Source organism: Agrobacterium tumefaciens, from assembly GCA_025559845.1.
Classification (GTDB): domain Bacteria; phylum Pseudomonadota; class Alphaproteobacteria; order Rhizobiales; family Rhizobiaceae; genus Agrobacterium.
This window is the reverse complement of the sequence record CP048471.1, coordinates 140,737-157,646: the sequence shown is the minus strand read 5'-3', so window position 1 is coordinate 157,646 and position 16,910 is coordinate 140,737. Positions and strand designations below refer to the sequence as shown.

Genomic DNA, 16,910 nt, shown 5'->3' with positions numbered 1-16,910 from the left:
GTGCAAATGAATTACAGTGTAGCGAGATATTGGAGATTGCCATGGCCGCAAACGCACTTGTTCAAACACGTATTGATGCCAAAATTCGAGATCGCGCTTCTGAGGTGCTTGAAAGCATGGGCCTCACGGTGTCAGATGCGGTTCGTATTATGCTCACTCGGACTGCTAACGAGGGTGCACTACCTCTTGAATTGCTTTCTGGCAGTGAAGCGCATGACGCTTGGTTTCGTACCAAGGTTCTCGAAGCGTTGAACGATACTCGCCCGGATTTATCAGACGACGAGGTCGAGGCGCATTTTGCCAAGCGTCGAGCGGCCGCCCGACTTAAAGCCGGTGCGCGAGAATCGTGAATCTTGCTTGGTCGGCGTTTGCGTTGTCGGATCGAGACACCATCTTCACATACATCGAGGCCGATAATCCTGCAGCGGCCGTTCTGATAGATGAACGGATAGTCTCTGCTACCCGTCGTTTGCTCGATTTTCCTGCCAGTGGTCGCGTGGGTCGAATTGCAGGGACACTCGAACTTGTCATCAATGGTACGCCCTACATTGCCGCGTACACCACGACAGAGGCGACAGTTAGGATCCTTCGCGTACTTCATGGCGCGCGGGAATGGCCAGAATATCTGTAGGTAAGCTGATGACCGCGCTCGCGAGGAGACCAACTGTTCGCTTTCTGTCAAGAGCGAGAGGAGGAGGCTCGGTCCAGATGCAACATGGTATGGGGATCTGATCCGAGCATCTCATTCAATCTTACGCAGCTTCCCAAACCTGATTGAGAATCTTGGCAGCCAGTGCGGCTTGTCTTGCGGCAGAAAGCGACCGTAGTGCTGCTGAACGACATCGGGGGTATCCTGAATTGCGTAGCTGGCCTGCTCGTAGGATCCGGTCTGCTTCAGAATATGCGTCGCGAGAATGTCCCGCAGGTTATGCGGTCCATGCGGCAGCAGGCCCTTGATGGCACCTCGCCCGGTATAAGGGTTATAAATGCCATAGCGTTGGATGACGGTTCTCCAAGCCTCGTAGAATGTGGTCGAGTTGTAAGCTGCGTCGATGCTGGTGGTCTTCACCGTCTTTACGGACAGGGTTCCGGGATCTTTGGCTCCTCCAAGGAGGACACCACGATGACGGTCGATATAGGCATCAAGGTATTTGTAGAGATCGAGAAGGTCGGGCAGTACCAGCCGAAACGGTTTCTGTCCGAAGAAGGAGGAGCCAGAGTTTTTGAACGCGACCGATGGGATAAGGACCTCCCAGCCATGGTCGCCATCACTCCAGCGCAGCTCACCGCATTTCATATCCTGAAGCCGACGTTCTAAGGTCGGATAGTGGCCACGTCATCCCTTCGGAAACAGCCAGGCGAACCCACAAATAAAGTTCCACGGTATAGCTCCCTGTCCCTCCTGCGCTCATTGCGGAAAGGAAATACGTGGCCGGTTTTTTTACTCCGCCCGCGGACTGATTATTTCGCCGCTACTGTGGCCGACTTTTCGACGGCGAGGCTCACCTCACGCGAGATCTTGCTTTCCAGCGTCGCGGGCTGCTCGAAGAGGGGCGGGCAGCTTATTCGAAGGCGCTGGCCATTGATCCCGCCTGCTACGAGGCCCGCCTCATCAGCTCGGTAAGATCGATTCCGAACCAAGCAGCGCTTTCGGGACTCGGAACCTTCCGTGTGACCCGCCAGTTTTTGTCGGTGAAGCTAGAGGAACTGACCATGCCCAGGAAAATTTCGGCCCCCTCCAAGACGACCGACCCTAAAGAGCAGCCTGTCCGCTCTTCCGAGGACCAGGTGGCGTCCGCCGAGCCGGACGCTCGCCAACATCCGCCGCGAGATACAAGAGAGACGCCGGCTCCGAACCCAAACGACAAAGGGCTTCCGAACAGGGTGCCTGAATAAGTCGGAAACCGAAGATGGACTTAAGGTGCGCGATCGGTAAGAGCGTCGGCTCCCTCGTGCTCGACGCTATGCTCTGAATAAGGTCTGGTTCGCTTCTCTTCAAGAGCAAAAAACTATTTTGGAATAACGAGGTTGATGGTTCCTTTTAGGTGACGCTGAATTTTTCAATTGTTGCAGATTACGTTCGCCTGGAAAGATTGACGATTTTGGCCCGTTGAAAATCTCAACTGTCTGTGTCGTATTCCCGTTGTCCGGCTTGCGAAAATAGGTTTACTATACTAGATTTGAGGAAATGTTATAGGGTGCCTCAGATGAAGCAAATCGACCTCATGTTCCGAACGATGGTCGCGGAGTTACAGCAACGGACTTTTGATGCGCAGTGGTCGGCCGATTTCCCCCCAACTGGTCGCTTTGTCTCGGTCAAGGTCGACAACCGCTCATACTGGTATTTCGACCAGCCGGATGGCAAAGGTGGTCAAAAGCGCCGCTATGTCGGCCCTGCTGATGATCACGAGATCACAACCCGGGTTGAAGCCTTCAGGGGCGAAAAGGACGATTACCAGAACCGGCGAAAGATAGTGGCGGCACTGACGCGCGAAGCGGGTCTAATTGCTCCGGATCGCTTCACAGGCACAGTTGTTGAAGCGTTGGCATCGGCTGGGTTATTCCGGCTCCGTGGTGTCCTCGTCGGCACAGTCGCGTTCCAATGTTATGCGGCCCATCTCGGTATCCGCCTGCCTATGGCTGCGATCCTGACAGGTGACGCGGATCTGGCTCAAGATTACGCGATCTCGAGCGAGGTCGAAGATTCAATTCCACCGATTGTCGCTCTACTTCAGTCCATCGATCCGTCATTCCGGGCCGTACCTCATGTTTCTGGCTCCCCTCGCTCCAATGCTTTCCGCAACTCGACCGGTTACCGAGTAGAGTTCCTGACGACAAACCGGGGATCGGAAGATTACGCGGATCAACCGGCGCAAATGCCGGCTCTCGGCGGAGCCTCTGCCGAACCTCTGCGATATATGGACTTCCTCATCCGCGATCCGGTGCGAACGATCTTGCTGCATGGTGCCGGTGTCTCGGTCGTGGTGCCCGATCCATCACGGTTCGCCGTTCACAAACTGATCGTGGCCGGTCGGCGTCAAGATGACGCCGGTGGAAGGGCAAAGAAAGAAAAGGACTTGCGTCAGGCCGGAATGCTGTTTGAGGCATTGCAGGAAACCGGAGCTGGCCGTGATCTGGCCGATGCTCTTCGCGAAGCATGGGGCAGAGGCCCATCTTGGAGAAGCGCGATCACAGCGGGCGTTGATGCCGTCCAGAGGCAATATCAACCGTCCGTCCATCGCACGTTCGGCATTCTACCGGCTGATGAAATAGAAAAGTCCCGAGTCCTCTTACGGGAAAAGAACGATTGATAAGAAAGTAGATATCCAGTCAAACAAAGGAAATAAACTGGATCTGGATTATTCCGTCGGGGTGCTTGGGTTCGAATCTCATCAAGAGACCGGAATTGCTATCCGCTACCAAGAATGATCGGATACGATTTTACAGCTTCGCCACCAACTCTCTCACCGCTTCTGATTTTGCATGCATCAACTAAGACGGGTAGTCTCGTGCACTCGTTACCTGCTTGGGCCACGCTGGACTCCTGCAGTCGGAGATCTTCGAGAAACAGACCCGGTCCATCCGCTACCAGCTCAGCATCGCCAAATTGCCTTTGGCAAAAGACATCGACGACTTCGACTTCGCCGACACGCCCGTCAATGAATCTTAGCTGCTCTTTCGCTCTAGGGCGACAGGATGTTTCGTTTATCGCCCGCAGAGGCGCCATGGCAAAAAAGGCAGGCGCGAACCTTCGCGCTTTACCGGTCGTTATCCAGCCAATTCTTCTGTAACCACCTCGAACCGCTTCAGCACAGCCGGTCCAAATGCGGTGGACAGCGCGACGTCTGTGGCATCGCGTCCTGTCGCCATCAATATGCGTCCGATGCGGGGCGTGTTGTGACGGGCGTCGACCGTATACCAGCGGCCGCTGAGATAGACTTCAAGCCAAGCGCTGAAATCCATCGGGTTGGGGTCTGTCGGCACGCCGATATCACCGAGATAACCGGTGCAATAGCGGGCCGGGATGTTCATGCAGCGGCAGAGGGTGATAGCAAGATGCGCGAAGTCGCGGCAAACGCCGGTCCTGTCGTTGAACCCGCCATAAGCCGTCCTCAGCGGATCGGCTTTCTCGTAGTTGAAGACAATATGGGAATGGACGAAATCGACGATCGCCTGAACACGGGGCCAGCCGAGTGGTGTAGCGGAGAAGTTTTTCCACGCAAAGTCCGCCAACCGGTCGGTGTCGCAGTAGCGGCTGCCCAGCAGGAACACCAGAACATCGTCCGGTAAATCCTTGATATCGTGCTGGAAGGCGTTTTCAGGAACGGGATCCGGCAGGCCGCCGTCATATATGTCGAAGCGCGTGGAGATCGTCGTCAGTCCGAGCGGTGCGGATATGCGGCTGCAGGCATTGCCGAAGATGTCCAGATATCCCCAGGCCTCGATCGGCCGGTCGAAGGTCAGGACCTGTTCGGTGAGCAAATCCGCGCGCCGGTCGGGATGGATGTTGAGAACCAGCAGCATCGCCGTCTCATTTTCGCATTCATAGGCAATATTGAACCCGGCGCGTATCTTCATGCAGCACTGTCCCTGAAAGAGCCATCGTCATGTCCTTTAGTCTGCAACGCTTTTACGCTCGCGACGTTCCGGCCGGTGGTCAGGTTGTCAAGGCAGGTCTTGTGCGGAGGACGATCACGGCGCGGATATCGATCAGCGCGCGCGGGCGCGTTTGGCAAGGAGAGCGGATGTTGCGGCGGTACGATCCGATAATTCCTTCGCAAGACGGGCTTCCCGAAGGCGCAGGGTCTTTGCATCGCGGGATTGCGCAATGGAATCGAGCTCTTCAAGCGCTTTTTCCTTTGCGAAGAACTGTGTTTGGATATGGCTGAAGGCGAGTTCGGCCTTCTGGCGGGAAATACTGTATTTTTCTGTCATGGGTGTTCCGGTGATAGGGCTCGGCCAGCGAGCGAAAAACAAAAGGCCAGGCAATTTGCCTGGCCTTGATTGGGTTGGTGTGCTTCCGGCAGTGCCAGTACATCCGTGGTCAAAGGGAAGCGCAGACCCGTTAGGCAGCTTGCAGATTGCAGGCCGACATTTTGCCTGACTTGTTGTCGCGCTCCAGCTCGAAGCCGATCTTCTGACCTTCGACGAGTTCGCGCATGCCTGCGCGCTCAACCGCGGAGATGTGGACGAACGCATCGGTGCCGCCATTGTCAGGCTGAATGAAGCCGAAGCCCTTGGTGGAATTGAACCATTTAACTGTGCCAGTGGTCATGATGAACCCTTTCATAGCGATAAAGAAACCACAGCACTTATGCGCTGCGGAGGATAATAGCGATTTTGAAAGGAAAGGTTCGTTCAGAACGCGGTGCCATACGCGTGACAAGCAGAGCTAAGCAAGCAAATTCGATTGCCCCTTATATCCTGGCTCTGCTGGAGTGTCAACTATTGGTTTTTGACGAAATTTCATCTCGCCACAAAGTTGTCTCCCTCCTAGAAGGCGTGTGGCCTTCCATCGCCTTGTTTTCCGCGCAATCCGGGCGCATGGTTAGGCTTCGTCATGCTGGCCGCATGGCGCTGCGGTGTCAGAAAGGCGCCGTCTTCTTCCCTTCGTCCGATTGCAAATGTTTGCGCAAGCGCTGCGGTGTCATTTTTGACCATGCCGCGAAGTTTGACTCATCGCGAGAGGCGCGTGCCGGTAGCGGCGATCATAGACCATCAGCCATTTCTTTATGCCTCCGCGTAACGTTCGTCCGGCGGCGATAGCGGTGCAGAATAAACGGGCTCCACGCGAACGAAATCCGCGTGCCAGTTCCATACGAAAGGCAACACCATGGAAACGTGTAACGAACACCGGCGCCAGGCGCTAAGGATAGAGACCTGGGAGAACGAAGGCGGCGCTCCCGTCTCCGATACGCTCGAGACCCAATATGGAAGACGGATCGAGAGGGATAAAAGCTGGACGATATACCATGTCTTCACCGGCGTGCCGGTGCGCATCGGCCGCCGCAGGCTGACCCATCTCAGCATAGCGGAAGCGACCGATGGCATGCTGTCCCTCAACCGGCGCAACGCCTTGCGCAGGAAAGAGCGCACGGGGAGCAAGTCATGACGCTCGCTTTCCCCAACACGGCCCGCAGTTTTGACGACGTGCGTAAAGCGGTTCGCTTTTTCGGCTATGACGGCATGTTTGAAATCCGGTTTTTTGTCGAGGCCGAAGCGCTCGCCGAGGGCCGGGGACAAGCCATGAGCATGTCGGAAGCCCAGTGCCTTTCCTCTTTCGACGCGATGCGCACGGCCATCTATGCCGCGGCACAGAAGGTCTACGCCAAATCGCGTCGAAACATGAATATCCTGACAGCCTCCGACCTCGATTAACTGTCGCCAGATATTATTCGTTTCCCGAAGGTGCCGACGTCACCAAGCGCGGCATCGCTGCCGTGCCCGCTGGTGATTTCATTTCACTGGCGGCGGAGCCTTTCCGAGCTTTACTGAAGGTTCCCGACCCCAGACACGCAGCTTGCCGAGGTTCGATACGAAGCCGGCGAGGCCTTCCTCCCCGGGGAGGGCAACGGTGCCCTCATCAAGAGCGTCGGCAATGCCGGCTTTTTCCAGCAAGGACAGCGCTGACTGATCATAGCCGATGAACTTGCAGTGCTGGAAAGCATCGGCCACGAAGTCCCGTGCCGTTGCCTCAGTGACCAGATCGTCTATCGCTTCGGCGGAGGTCAGCAGTGCGACCGCATCGAAAAGAACGGACGGCCCGCCATCGATCATGTGATGGGCCTCAAACCAGCTTCCATCCGAGGCCGTGACGCCGCCGACCTTCGGCGCGATCAGCTCGCAGACGGCTTTCTCCTTGGCAATCGCCGATATCAGGCCATTCAGCAGCTTGGCATCGACCCCATCGGTGACGAGGATACCGAGCTTGCGGCCTTCGAAGCGCTTAGGGCCGCGCTCCACGATGCTGAGCGCTTGTGAGGGCTCCAGATCCTGACGGGTCGGCATGGCTGCATCCGCCGGCTTCGGCATCGACTTGAATCCCAGCTTCTGCGCAACGGTGGTTGCCAGCGTCTCGTCAATGTTCATCAGATGCGACACCATGCGTTCGCGGATAACAGGTGTCTCCACCTTGCTTAGTTCGAATGTCAGGGCGGCAACGATGTGACGCTGTTCGGGTGGTGTCTGGCTGATATAGAACTGTCGTGCCTGGCTGTAATGATCGGCAAAGCTCTCGGGGCGAAGCCGCGCCTTGCTTCCCTGTTCTTCCGCCGGAAAATGCCGATAGCCGCGGCTTGGTGATTCCCGCGGACCTTCACCAAACGAGTTCGGCTGGTAGTTCGCCCTGCCGACAGGATTGCGCATGGCCATGTGGCCATCCTGCTGGAAATGCGCGAAGGGACACTTCGGCGCATTGATGGGCAGGTGGGTGAAGTTTGGCCCGCCAAGCCGTTTCAGCTGGGTGTCGAGATAGGAGAAGTTCCGGCCCTGCAACAGCGGATCATTGCTGAAGTCGATGCCCGGCGGCACGTTCTGGGTCATGAAGGCGACCTGCTCGGTCTCGGCGAAGAAGTTGTCGGGCATGCGGTCAAGCACCAGCCGTCCGATCGGCTGCGGCTTCAGTATTTCCTCGGGGATGATCTTTGTCGGGTCGAGGACGTCGAAGTCGAAGCTGTCGGCAAAGTCCTGGTCGAACAGCTGTACCTGCAATTCCCATTCCGGGAAGTTGCCGGCTTGAATGGCCTGCCAGAGGTCGCGGCGGTGGAAATCGGGATCGGCACCGTTGATCTTGACCGCCTCGTTCCAGGCGACCGACTGAAGCCCCAGCTTCGGCTTCCAGTGGAACTTGACGAAGGTCGATTCGTCCTTGGCATTGACCAGGCGGAAGGTGTGGACGCCGAAACCTTCCATGAAACGGAAGGACCGCGGTATAGTCCGGTCCGACATCGCCCACATGATCATGTGCATGCTTTCCGGCGTCAGGCTGATGAAGTCCCAGAACGTGTCATGGGCGGTCTGCGCCTGCGGAAACGCCCGATCCGGTTCCTGCTTGGCGGCATGGATCAGGTCAGGGAACTTGATGGCGTCCTGAATGAAGAACACCGGAATATTGTTGCCGACGAGATCCCAGTTGCCTTCCTGGGTGTAGAGCTTGACGGCGAAGCCACGCACATCGCGCGCAAGGTCGGCAGAACCCTTGTTGCCGGCAACCGTTGAGAAGCGGACGAAGGCTGGTGTCTTTTCGCCCGCTCGCTGCAGGAAATCCGCCCTGGTATAGGCAGAAAAGGATTCGAAGGTCTCGAAGAAGCCATGCGCGCCGTAACCGCGTGCATGCACCACGCGCTCGGGAATGCGCTCGTGGTCGAAGTGGAAGATCTTCTCACGGAAATGGAAATCATCCACGACCAGCGGCCCGCGCGCCCCGATCCGCAGAGAATTCTGGTCGTCGGCAACCGGCCCGCCCTGGGCGGTTGTCAGCACAGACGCGTCTGTTTCGGCCGCCTGATGCAGCTCGCCGCCGGCGCCGCGCTCCAGCTTCTGGTCGTGAATAGTGACGGTCTCGGTCTTGTCTTGCGGTGTTTTGCTGTTGGTCGTCTTTGTCATGGTGTGCCTCCTGAATTGGAAGGGGCCTATCGCGGCCCAGAAATGAAAAAGCCGCCTTGAAAGGCGGCCCGAACAGAGTGGGCGGCTCACGCCATTTTCGGCTGGGCCTTCAGTGTCTGGTTTGCGGAACAGCCGATGCCCTCGAGTCCGTCAGGCAACACGTCATGCAATGTCTTTTCCGCAGGCATCTGGGAATCCGATCAAATTTTGAGTGCTGGACTTGGAGAACCATCGAACCGAAGCGACGTTCCTGCGGCGACAAAATAATTTTCATCCCGCCGCAATGCCCCGACGCACCAGGTCGGCAAGCCATTCACCGTCATGGAAACGCAAACGCCATCCAATTCTATTTGCAAGGCGGCGGAACCATGCCGCGAGCATAGTGTTTGTTGTGGGAGCCTGCTCGAAAGGCTACAACGAGGAAAAAATCATGAAAAAACTTCTCTTAGCCGCAGCGCTTGTCGGCGCCTCGACGCTTGCCGCCTTCGCACAGACCACCCCCGCCCCGGCAACCGACGGGAAAACGCCCGCCGTGGCCACGCCCCAGACCAAGAATCCTACAGCGCCTGTCGAAGGCGCCAACAGTTTTACCGAGGAACAGGCGAAAACACGCCTCACGGAAGCCGGATATACCGATATCACTGGCCTTATGAAGGATGACAAGGGTGTCTGGCAGGCCAAGGCCTCGAAAGATGGCAAGCCGGTAAGCCTCGCGCTCGACTATCAGGGCAACATTGTCGCTAAATAATTCAATTTTCAGGAGAATCCTATGAAGATCGTTACAGGACTTTTCGACGACTACTCCGATGCCAGCGCGGCCGTTAGCGCGCTCGAAGAACGCGGTGTGCCATCCTCGGATATTAGCATCGTGTCCAACAATGCAGATGAACGCCACGGCAAGTCTACAAATGCCACTGAAGGCGCCGGCACAGGTGCCGGCATCGGCGCCGCCGTTGGTGGCGTGGGCGGTCTGCTCACCGGCCTCGGCATCATGGCAATTCCCGGCGTCGGACCGGTGGTTGCCGCAGGCTGGCTTGCCGCAACAGCGGCGGGCGCAGTAGCCGGTGCCGTGGCAGGCGGTGCCGCCGGCGGGCTTATCGGCGCGCTGACGGAGTCCGGCGTCCCGGAAGACTATGCTCACGTCTATGCGGAAGGCGTTCGCCGCGGCGGCACGCTGGTAACCGCGAAAGTGGAAGACAGCCTTTATGCGGACGCGCAGGACATCCTTCGCCAGTCCAACTGGGTTGATCCCGATCAGCGCCGTGAGGCCTATGCCAAAGAGGGCTGGTCACGCTTTGATGACACGCTGGATCCTTATGAACCAGCTGAAATCGAACAGGAGCGTATGCGCTACAGACGCCAGAACTAACAACGAAGAGAGGCTGGCATCTGCCGGCCTTTTCTTTCAAATCCAGGGGGTCGTCGGATCGCGACGCCATCTTCACATACATCGAGGCAGATAATCCTACAGCGGCCGGGAGGCTCACCCGATAATAGCTTCGATCTTTGCTAGGAGTTTAGGGTTTCAACAACCTGCCACGCCTAAAGTCGCGCGTGATCTGCGGGGAAAAAACATTGACGCGAGTTGCTCTTGGACAACGCGATGCATAACCCGGAAAAGCTCTTCTTCGACATCCTTATGCGTGAAGAAATTTAGATCGCGGGACGCAACCAGAATTGTCTTTTCAACAATCATTCGCTTTTTGGCGGGTGTCGGCGAGTAAAGCGATGCTCGATCATAGAGCACCTTTTCAACCCCGAATTTCAGATTGATGCCTTGATAAACGGAGGGAACCATTGTTGCTCTCCTGTTTCGGCAGGCAAGAGCACGTGATAACCCTTAGCCGCCAGCGCCTACGTAATCGGTTGCTGACGATAGCCCCAACCTATACTTCTTTCCTGAAAGAGTCCAATGAGCAGTAAACTCGAAACACTGTGCGTGGCAATTTCCTAAGCGGCCCTCTTTCGAAGCAGCTCAAGGAGAGTTTAAAAAGACTTTGACACGAAGGCTGGAATTTCAGAGTTCCCATGTCAAATCCAAATGTTCGAGGTTGGTGGGTCGGACGGGCGTTCAGGAGCCCCAAACGTTTGAGGGATCACTTACTGAAGCCTTATTCGCTTGCGTTAGGGGTCATTCAGGCGCAAAGTTGGGTTGTCAGTGGTCATGTTAAGGGCGCTACTGGTTGAGGGCAGGTCACCCTAGCCCCAATAAGAGGAGGACGAGATGTCTTCCGATTCCAACTTTTCTGGCATCTCCCCCGAGGAAATGGAGATAATCCAGTCAGTCTTGAAGAGTGTCGGCTATAACGCCGCATTGCTGAATGATGATCAGAGACAATTTAACACTGCCGCATTTCTCGTAATGAGAATGTTTCTTGCGGGCGAGAAATCCGCAGATGCGCTCGCAGCCCAACTTAAACGCCGTCTTGGGAGGGCGAGTTTGCATCGACCCTCTTATCAGTCGGCGCTCGTCCCGTATGCCATTCGTGGACTGCCCCGCAACATGAGGTATGTGCTTCGAATATCCCGGAAAGTGCCTACCCGATCAATTGAAGCGGACGAGCAGTCTTGGGAAAATGAAGGCGGCGCGGTACGACGCCCCCTTGGTCATCCCCATCACAGTCCAAAGCTGTTCTGATCAAGAAGAACGGTTGGCAGTGCCCCATCACTCATTTCGCCTCTCAGCGAGAGGCTATGCAATAGAACAGAGGATACTAGGGACATGATAGAGAGAACGACGAACAGCGAGATCACTTTCGCGCACCCGTTTGTACTAAGTAGCCTGGTTGCACCTCTAGACGCAGGTACGTATCGTCTCGTCGTAGACGAAGAACTCATTGAAGGTCTAAGTTTTTCGGCCTACAGGCGCGTGGCGACCCACCTTGAGATACCTGCGATTTCCGCTCAAACGGTCAAACGGCAGTTCCTGCAAGTTTCCTCTGCGGAGATTGAGGACGCACTACGGAAAGACGCCGAACTCGGGAGCGCCACCATAACGAACTAGGACGCGGACTCATTAGCTGGAGCGATCCAGATCCTCGTCACAGCAAGTTTGGGCCCTGCGTCTAAAATTTAGAATTTTTATCGGCGGCTAAGGTTCATATCCTATCAAGAGCTTAGCTATCAGCGCGCCAGAGCTCCTCCCGGATGTCTAGTGAGGAATATTCGCGGAAGGATAAAGCACCGCGCCAACCTTCTGAGCCGCAGCAGCGAGGCGTTTATCCCTTGTCCACAAGCTTGATCGTCGATCGAGGAGGGTTGAAGTCAACAGATGGGCATCAGTATAGCCTATTCCCATGCTGAATACCGAATAGCGGTCAATGACGGTCATCACCTCGGCATGTGTCGCGACAACTGCCTCACGCTGAGCTGCAAGAAACGCTAGTACCGCATCCCGATCTCGCAGACTGCCCAGAGCCAGCTCGCCGACAACGAACGGGTGGCAAAGCAACTGATCATCTCCGATGATTTTGGTCAACTCCGAGTCGCCGTGTCGAAAATGATCAATCCAGATTGAGCTGTCGACAAGGATCACTTGCTCACTTCGCTCCGGCGGCGGGGCGCTACTTCGGCCTCAGGCATAGTACCGCCAAGAGCAATCAACCGCTTGCCGGATTCGACTCGTACCAAAGTCTCGAGTGCTTGACGCACCAGAGCCGCCGTTTCCTTTGTGCCTGTAAGGGACTTGGCACGTTCCATGAGCTCATCGTCAAGACTGATAGTAGATCGCATAGGTAGCTCCCAAACTTTGATGCGATTATAGCACCAATTGGTGCTATAATCTACACCCCACGAGCAGTCCATTGCCACCAGACTTATCGCGGGTCACAGGTTCGTATCTCATCAAGAGCTTAAAAGAGCAGTCGTGGATATGGCGGGATGAACTTTATCTAGAAAATGTTATGCAAATGAATTGCAGTGTTGCGAGATATTGGAGATTGCCATGGCCGCAAACGCACTTGTTCAAACTCGTATTGAGGCAGAAATTCGAGATCGCGCGTCTGCGGTGCTTGAAAACATGGGCCTCACGGTGTCAGATGCGGTTCGTATCATGCTCACTCGGACTGCTAACGAGGGTGCACTGCCTCTTGAATTGCTTTCTGGCAGTGAAGCGCATGACGCTTGGTTTCGTACCAAGGTTCTCGAAGCGTTGAACGATACTCGCCCGGATTTATCAGACGACGGGGTCGAGGCGCATTTTGCGAAACGTCGAGCCGCCGCCCGACTTAAAGCCGGTGCGCGAGAATCGTGAATCTTTGGTCGGCGTTATCGGATCGAGACGCCATCTTTACATACATTGAGGCCGATAATCCTGCAGCCGTTCTGATAGATGAACGGATAGTCTCTGCTGCCCGTCGTTTGCTCGATTTTCCTGCCAGTGGTCGCGTGGGTCCCAGCCATGGTCGCGATGACTCCAGCGCAGCTCACCGAGGCTTGCAATCTGCCCCGCCCTTAAGGGACACTGCCCGCCTGAAAAATGAGCGCAGTGGGTTACGCAGAAGAGGTGGTCTTGCAGCAATCACTGACGACTGGATGTTATCCGCGTTGAGGAGGGTGCTTTGCAGAATAGTTTAAAACCAACTCGTAGGCCGTGCTGCGTCCACCAGCTTCGCCTTTTTGCAGAACGCCTTTCTCTATCAGGTCTGCAATGTCGTGAGATGCTGTTTCCTGGGATGCGTTCGTCAATTTTGCCCATTTTGTTGACGTGAGCTTGCCTTGGAAGTTGCCCTCTAGCAGCCGGTTGATTACTTTGGCTTGTCGCGAATGAAGTTCACTCGCAGCATGCGCCTGCCCGAAATTATTTTTGAGCATCACGTTGTCGAGGGTTAGCAGTGCCTCGCCGACGGCATTGCCTAGACGATCAAGGAACCACTCGATCCAGCTCGTGATGTCAAGGCTTTCCTCGCTGGTGATTGATTGCAATGCTTCATAGTACCCGCGAAGGCAAGTTCCGCGGCCGCCATCATATAGGTTGATCGCGATGATCGGGATAAGAAACGCGGCTGCCGCTCCCCGAGCCTTGAGCGACCACAGACACAGGTGCCCGGCGCTTTGACTTATTTGCTTGTCGCCAATATTACTGATCGTCAATCTTCAGGACCACCAGCATCCTGGAGATTTTTTATATCCAAGATCAATGCCTCCCTTGATATCTCACCCATATGCACGGATTGCAACGTGCCATCGCCACCGACGAATAGCGTAGCTGGTAGACCGGGAACCTTATAGTTGCGGCTAAACTGCCCCAATGGGTCGAGCAGAACGTGTTCCAGCAGGATGTTCTCGTGATTGAGATATCGATCAATTTCCGTCCTTCCTTCGCCTTGGTTCACAAACAGGAAAGTGGCTTTCTCGTTTCCATCGGCAACCTCTGCCATCATCGGCATCTCGCGGCGACAGGGCGCGCACCAGCTCGCCCAGAGATTAATGACGATGGGCTTACCCTGGAACGTGGACGGGTTGACCCGTTCCCCTTGTAAGTTGGAGAAGTTCGCGGCAGGCAGCCCAATAGGTGGTGTTCCCTCAGCAAGCGCAACTACTAGCATTGCGGCGAATGCGGACAGAGCGCCCGGGATCAGTGTCCAAGCCGCGTTGGACAGATCACGGCGAAAGTAAAAAGCCGTGTAGGCAAGGACGCCGACTGCACCAACGCTTAGGTGGAATCCGCCTTGCGATATCGAAAATACTCTAAGGGGCTCCGAAGCGAAAGCATCGGCATTGACGAGCACGTGTCCGAGGCGCGCGCAAATGCCAAAGATCAAGAAAGCTTTCCATCCCCATGGTCCAAAACGCGCATCCACTCTTCTAACCACGACATTGCAAGCTACAAAGAACACCACCCCCGCAACAAGCGCCGCAAAACGATCATTTGAGAACACAAGTGGACCGATTGAGACCGCGTTCATTTTACTTGACCTCCGAAAGCGAGGTAGAGAGCAACGATTTCGCCATATCACCGACGAGCCGTGTAACAGTCTTCTCCAGACCGTTACTCTCAAACAGAATCATGGTCGGAAGACCGACGACTGAAAGCTCAGTCATCAGTCTCTTTTTTGCATCTGAGAGTTCGGTCAAATCGATTTTGAGGGGCTCGAAGCGTCCAGCTACAGTGATGACATCACGTTCGGAAAGTACGTTTTCTTCGATGGTGCGGCACGTTACGCACCAATCGGCTGTGAAGTAGACCGACGTCGGCTTGTCCTTGGAGGTAGCGACTGCGAAGCTTAGCTCATTGAGATCGTCTATTGACGAGAATATCACGCCACCCTGGGCGTCCTGAGTGGAGGTGGCCATACTGAAGTTGGTCAACGAGCGCGTGGGTGATTTTTGGAGGAATAGATCAGTTCCCATATCAACATCCCTAACCTGGAGGTGATCTCGACACAGATAGTAACCCTGCTCGATATCCCAATTGAGCACGATCCGCCCATCGCCGTTCTTGTTGAGAGAAAGCCGGAATGCCTCTTCAACCGGTAAAGGCTTATTGGATGCCGCCGTTGGCATCATCAGGAGAAGCAGGATAGCGACCGATCGCCAGAGAAATGCGAGGAACATGTTCGACCGCCAGGAACTGTATTTTTCTACGCTCACCATTGGCCGCACAGGCCTCGTTCGACTTAAGGCAGTCTTAAGATGTCAAAACGTCAAGCGCATAAGCGGAATGACGTTTTTGTCAGGTCGACCTGAAGGGTTGAAGGATCAGGAGCAGTTGATCGCGTTCAATTGAGCCGACTAGACGCGTCGATGGCTGTTCACGACCGGTATGCATATCGATCACGAAGAGGGCTGGTGGTCCATCAGCACGCAGTAGCGACAATAGGTGCCGGGCCGAAGAATTCATCTCAGTGACATCAATTTTTATAAGGGCCACGTTTTTTAGAGCGGCTTTCACATCTTTATGTGGGAATATGTCACGCTCCATTGTGATGCATGGTGGACACCAATCGGCCCGTATATCGATAAGCCCGAATGGATATGTTGCTGTAAGAAGCGAGCGGGTCATCTGATAGGATGTTACGTCTCGAACCACTGTCGTTGCCGCGACAGCGCTTTGGCTCGGTAGAATTAAGGTAGTACCAGCCAACGTACCCGACCCCACAAGGAATTCGCGGCGCGAAAAGACCGACGTTTTGTCGACCTCGTTACTCCAGCCTGGCACGCTACAAGGCCATTGACGTGCATTGGTACGTTTGATCATCCAAAGCTCCTTTGTAAAGTAAATGGCGACAGAGCTGCTTCCCCTTAAGGTAGCCTTAAGCCCGCTGAGGTGACTTCGTGCATAGCATTGGTGAACATCGGCGCGTCACTCCTACCGTGAAATCTAAGAGCCAGGCGCAGCAGGCCTCTGTCCATGGTCGGGCCGAATTCGTCAGCCCTTGCGTCCTGTCATTCCAGAAAGGGCCCAGCGCCAAACGCAGCGGGGCAGAGGCAGAGGCAGAGGCATTTAAAAACTCCAAGGCTGCAACAGAGAAGCACGATGGTTTTCTAACACGCCTCTTAAGCCTGCCTTAAAACTGGTTTTGGACACTAAAAAGCGGCTCTCTGCCCGCTAGCTCAATACAGCCTGCGCTCCGTCGCGATCGGGGATCACCACAATTGCACTGCCATCCCGGACATTATCCGCTAAATGGATGACATCTTGATTGATCATGCGTATGCAACCCGATGAGACTGCGCGTCCGATACTTGCGAATTCGGGATTGCCGTGAATACGGTAGATCGTATCCCGATTACCTTGATGGATGTAGAGCGCGCGAGATCCAAGGGGATTGTTGAGACCGGGATCCATTCCGCCGTTTGCAATACTGAAAGGCTCCAATTCCGGCTGCCGCGCCACCATCTCGTTTGGAGGGTTCCAGCGCGGCCAATCCCGTTTGTAGGCCACATGTCCACGACCCGACCAAAGAAAGCCGTCGCGCCCGACGCCAACACCGTAGCGGGTCGCCCGACCATCTGACTGCGTATGGTACAAGTAACGATTGGGCGTATCGACGATAACTGTGCCCGGCTTCTCGTCCGTTGGATAATCCACGTCCACGCGCCACCATTTCGGGGCGACCTTGGAAACGTCGACTTCTGGAATGGGGAACTGCTCATAGGGCATGGCGTAATACATCGGAGGAGTAGCTAGTCGGGGCGCCGCTACGGGCACTGCTTGTGGCAACTCCGTTCTGGTAGTACAACCTGCGAGTGCTACGGTTCCGATGCCGGCAAAGAATGCGCGGCGCGTTACTAGAATTGAAGGCTGGCTCTGCGAAGTCAAGATTGATCCCTCGAATGTTCACTAGGTATCCTCGATAGCTAGC

At 55.4% G+C, this 16,910-nt stretch carries 21 protein-coding genes and 3 pseudogenes; 11 read left to right on the top strand and 13 right to left on the bottom strand.

Going from position 1 to position 16,910, the window contains the following annotated elements:
• The first annotated feature begins 41 nt into the window (after positions 1-41).
• Positions 42-350, top strand: coding sequence for a type II toxin-antitoxin system RelB/DinJ family antitoxin (locus FY156_28125; GenBank protein UXS05423.1), 309 nt, complete (start codon positions 42-44; stop codon positions 348-350).
• The gene (locus FY156_28120) at positions 347-631 is read left to right on the top strand and encodes a type II toxin-antitoxin system RelE/ParE family toxin (protein UXS05422.1); all 285 of its coding nucleotides are present in this window, start codon (positions 347-349) and stop codon (positions 629-631) included. The genes FY156_28125 and FY156_28120 overlap by 4 nt, the downstream gene beginning before the upstream one ends.
• A 121-nt stretch (positions 632-752) precedes the next feature.
• On the opposite strand, the pseudogene FY156_28115 reads toward FY156_28120, so the two are convergent.
• Positions 753-1,336 (bottom strand): annotated as a pseudogene (locus tag FY156_28115) (hypothetical protein).
• 871 nt (positions 1,337-2,207) lie between these two features.
• Here FY156_28115 and FY156_28110 point away from each other — a divergent pair.
• Positions 2,208-3,311: a hypothetical protein gene (locus FY156_28110; GenBank protein ID UXS05421.1), complete on the top strand. Its 1,104-nt coding sequence runs from the start codon at positions 2,208-2,210 to the stop codon at positions 3,309-3,311.
• 233 nt (positions 3,312-3,544) lie between these two features.
• Positions 3,545-3,667, top strand: a pseudogene (locus FY156_28105) (ATP-binding protein).
• Between the two features lie 101 nt (positions 3,668-3,768).
• On the opposite strand, the gene FY156_28100 reads toward FY156_28105, so the two are convergent.
• The 3 genes from FY156_28100 to FY156_28090 all read right to left on the bottom strand — a co-directional run bounded on the left by FY156_28100 (position 3,769) and on the right by FY156_28090 (position 5,275).
• Entirely contained in the window at positions 3,769-4,578 is an 810-nt protein-coding gene (locus FY156_28100; protein ID UXS05420.1) for a transglutaminase family protein, read from the bottom strand.
• A gap of 132 nt (positions 4,579-4,710) precedes the next feature.
• Complete coding sequence (locus tag FY156_28095) at positions 4,711-4,935, bottom strand: hypothetical protein (GenBank protein ID UXS05419.1); 225 nt, start codon at positions 4,933-4,935, stop codon at positions 4,711-4,713.
• Positions 4,936-5,065: 130 nt separating this feature from the next.
• Positions 5,066-5,275 (bottom strand): cold-shock protein, encoded by a 210-nt coding sequence (locus FY156_28090; GenBank protein UXS05418.1) that lies wholly within the window; start codon positions 5,273-5,275, stop codon positions 5,066-5,068.
• A gap of 558 nt (positions 5,276-5,833) precedes the next feature.
• Between FY156_28090 and FY156_28085 the strand changes: the two genes are divergently transcribed.
• Positions 5,834-6,112, top strand: a complete 279-nt coding sequence (locus FY156_28085; GenBank protein ID UXS05417.1) for a hypothetical protein — start codon at positions 5,834-5,836, stop codon at positions 6,110-6,112.
• A complete protein-coding gene (locus tag FY156_28080; protein UXS05416.1) occupies positions 6,109-6,378 on the top strand; it encodes a DUF1488 domain-containing protein in 270 nt (89 codons plus the stop codon). Before FY156_28085 ends, FY156_28080 begins: the two co-directional genes overlap by 4 nt.
• A 78-nt stretch (positions 6,379-6,456) precedes the next feature.
• Here the strand turns inward: FY156_28080 and FY156_28075 are convergent, their stop codons facing one another.
• A complete protein-coding gene (locus FY156_28075) occupies positions 6,457-8,604 on the bottom strand; it encodes a catalase (GenBank protein UXS05415.1) in 2,148 nt (715 codons plus the stop codon).
• A gap of 430 nt (positions 8,605-9,034) precedes the next feature.
• On the opposite strand from FY156_28075, the gene FY156_28070 reads away from it, so the two are divergent.
• Both FY156_28070 and FY156_28065 read left to right on the top strand, forming a co-directional pair.
• A complete protein-coding gene (locus tag FY156_28070; protein UXS05414.1) occupies positions 9,035-9,352 on the top strand; it encodes a PepSY domain-containing protein in 318 nt (105 codons plus the stop codon).
• Positions 9,353-9,373: 21 nt separating this feature from the next.
• Positions 9,374-9,973, top strand: a complete 600-nt coding sequence (locus FY156_28065) for a hypothetical protein (protein UXS05413.1) — start codon at positions 9,374-9,376, stop codon at positions 9,971-9,973.
• Between the two features lie 156 nt (positions 9,974-10,129).
• Here FY156_28065 and FY156_28060 read toward each other — a convergent pair whose 3' ends face one another.
• Positions 10,130-10,402, bottom strand: coding sequence for a hypothetical protein (locus tag FY156_28060; GenBank protein ID UXS05412.1), 273 nt, complete (start codon positions 10,400-10,402; stop codon positions 10,130-10,132).
• A gap of 426 nt (positions 10,403-10,828) precedes the next feature.
• Between FY156_28060 and FY156_28055 the strand changes: the two genes are divergently transcribed.
• A complete protein-coding gene (locus FY156_28055; GenBank protein ID UXS05411.1) occupies positions 10,829-11,242 on the top strand; it encodes a hypothetical protein in 414 nt (137 codons plus the stop codon).
• Positions 11,243-11,755: 513 nt separating this feature from the next.
• On the opposite strand, the gene FY156_28050 is transcribed toward FY156_28055, so the two are convergent.
• On the bottom strand, positions 11,756-12,139 hold the full coding sequence (locus FY156_28050) for a type II toxin-antitoxin system VapC family toxin (protein ID UXS05410.1): 384 nt from the start codon (positions 12,137-12,139) through the stop codon (positions 11,756-11,758).
• A complete protein-coding gene (locus tag FY156_28045; protein UXS05409.1) occupies positions 12,136-12,336 on the bottom strand; it encodes a type II toxin-antitoxin system VapB family antitoxin in 201 nt (66 codons plus the stop codon). The genes FY156_28050 and FY156_28045 overlap by 4 nt, the downstream gene beginning before the upstream one ends.
• Positions 12,337-12,547: 211 nt before the next feature.
• Here FY156_28045 and FY156_28040 point away from each other — a divergent pair, with 211 nt between their 5' ends.
• Complete coding sequence (locus FY156_28040; protein UXS05408.1) at positions 12,548-12,856, top strand: type II toxin-antitoxin system RelB/DinJ family antitoxin; 309 nt, start codon at positions 12,548-12,550, stop codon at positions 12,854-12,856.
• Positions 12,850-12,996, top strand: a pseudogene (locus FY156_28035) (type II toxin-antitoxin system RelE/ParE family toxin). Before FY156_28040 ends, FY156_28035 begins: the two are co-directional and overlap by 7 nt.
• A gap of 144 nt (positions 12,997-13,140) precedes the next feature.
• On the opposite strand, the gene FY156_28030 reads toward FY156_28035, so the two are convergent.
• The 5 genes from FY156_28030 to FY156_28010 form a co-directional block, all read right to left on the bottom strand.
• Entirely contained in the window at positions 13,141-13,695 is a 555-nt protein-coding gene (locus FY156_28030) for a hypothetical protein (protein UXS05407.1), read from the bottom strand.
• Positions 13,692-14,510 carry a TlpA family protein disulfide reductase gene (locus tag FY156_28025; GenBank protein ID UXS05406.1) on the bottom strand — a complete coding sequence of 273 codons (819 nt, stop codon included), beginning with the start codon at positions 14,508-14,510 and terminating at the stop codon, positions 13,692-13,694. Before FY156_28025 ends, FY156_28030 begins: the two co-directional genes overlap by 4 nt.
• Before the next feature lies 1 nt (position 14,511).
• On the bottom strand, positions 14,512-15,159 hold the full coding sequence (locus FY156_28020) for a thioredoxin fold domain-containing protein (protein ID UXS05405.1): 648 nt from the start codon (positions 15,157-15,159) through the stop codon (positions 14,512-14,514).
• Between the two features lie 118 nt (positions 15,160-15,277).
• The gene (locus FY156_28015; GenBank protein UXS05404.1) at positions 15,278-15,802 is read right to left on the bottom strand and encodes a hypothetical protein; all 525 of its coding nucleotides are present in this window, start codon (positions 15,800-15,802) and stop codon (positions 15,278-15,280) included.
• A gap of 351 nt (positions 15,803-16,153) precedes the next feature.
• Positions 16,154-16,720, bottom strand: coding sequence for a L,D-transpeptidase (locus FY156_28010; protein UXS05403.1), 567 nt, complete (start codon positions 16,718-16,720; stop codon positions 16,154-16,156).
• Positions 16,721-16,910 lie beyond the last annotated feature (190 nt).

What these genes read in the sequence shown, in the direction of transcription:
- FY156_28045 (UXS05409.1), bottom strand. Translation starts at nt 12,336, where the DNA reads ATGCGATCTACTATCAGTCTTGACGATGAGCTCATGGAACGTGCCAAG.
- FY156_28015 (UXS05404.1), bottom strand. Translation starts at nt 15,802, where the DNA reads ATGATCAAACGTACCAATGCACGTCAATGGCCTTGTAGCGTGCCAGGC.
- FY156_28020 (UXS05405.1), bottom strand. Translation starts at nt 15,159, where the DNA reads ATGTTCCTCGCATTTCTCTGGCGATCGGTCGCTATCCTGCTTCTCCTG.
- FY156_28040 (UXS05408.1), top strand. Translation starts at nt 12,548, where the DNA reads ATGGCCGCAAACGCACTTGTTCAAACTCGTATTGAGGCAGAAATTCGA.
- FY156_28085 (UXS05417.1), top strand. Translation starts at nt 5,834, where the DNA reads ATGGAAACGTGTAACGAACACCGGCGCCAGGCGCTAAGGATAGAGACC.
- FY156_28110 (UXS05421.1), top strand. Translation starts at nt 2,208, where the DNA reads ATGAAGCAAATCGACCTCATGTTCCGAACGATGGTCGCGGAGTTACAG.
- FY156_28055 (UXS05411.1), top strand. Translation starts at nt 10,829, where the DNA reads ATGTCTTCCGATTCCAACTTTTCTGGCATCTCCCCCGAGGAAATGGAG.
- FY156_28080 (UXS05416.1), top strand. Translation starts at nt 6,109, where the DNA reads ATGACGCTCGCTTTCCCCAACACGGCCCGCAGTTTTGACGACGTGCGT.
- FY156_28095 (UXS05419.1), bottom strand. Translation starts at nt 4,935, where the DNA reads ATGACAGAAAAATACAGTATTTCCCGCCAGAAGGCCGAACTCGCCTTC.
- FY156_28010 (UXS05403.1), bottom strand. Translation starts at nt 16,720, where the DNA reads ATGTATTACGCCATGCCCTATGAGCAGTTCCCCATTCCAGAAGTCGAC.
- FY156_28070 (UXS05414.1), top strand. Translation starts at nt 9,035, where the DNA reads ATGAAAAAACTTCTCTTAGCCGCAGCGCTTGTCGGCGCCTCGACGCTT.
- FY156_28065 (UXS05413.1), top strand. Translation starts at nt 9,374, where the DNA reads ATGAAGATCGTTACAGGACTTTTCGACGACTACTCCGATGCCAGCGCG.
- FY156_28025 (UXS05406.1), bottom strand. Translation starts at nt 14,510, where the DNA reads ATGAACGCGGTCTCAATCGGTCCACTTGTGTTCTCAAATGATCGTTTT.
- FY156_28100 (UXS05420.1), bottom strand. Translation starts at nt 4,578, where the DNA reads ATGAAGATACGCGCCGGGTTCAATATTGCCTATGAATGCGAAAATGAG.
- FY156_28125 (UXS05423.1), top strand. Translation starts at nt 42, where the DNA reads ATGGCCGCAAACGCACTTGTTCAAACACGTATTGATGCCAAAATTCGA.
- FY156_28075 (UXS05415.1), bottom strand. Translation starts at nt 8,604, where the DNA reads ATGACAAAGACGACCAACAGCAAAACACCGCAAGACAAGACCGAGACC.
- FY156_28090 (UXS05418.1), bottom strand. Translation starts at nt 5,275, where the DNA reads ATGACCACTGGCACAGTTAAATGGTTCAATTCCACCAAGGGCTTCGGC.
- FY156_28060 (UXS05412.1), bottom strand. Translation starts at nt 10,402, where the DNA reads ATGGTTCCCTCCGTTTATCAAGGCATCAATCTGAAATTCGGGGTTGAA.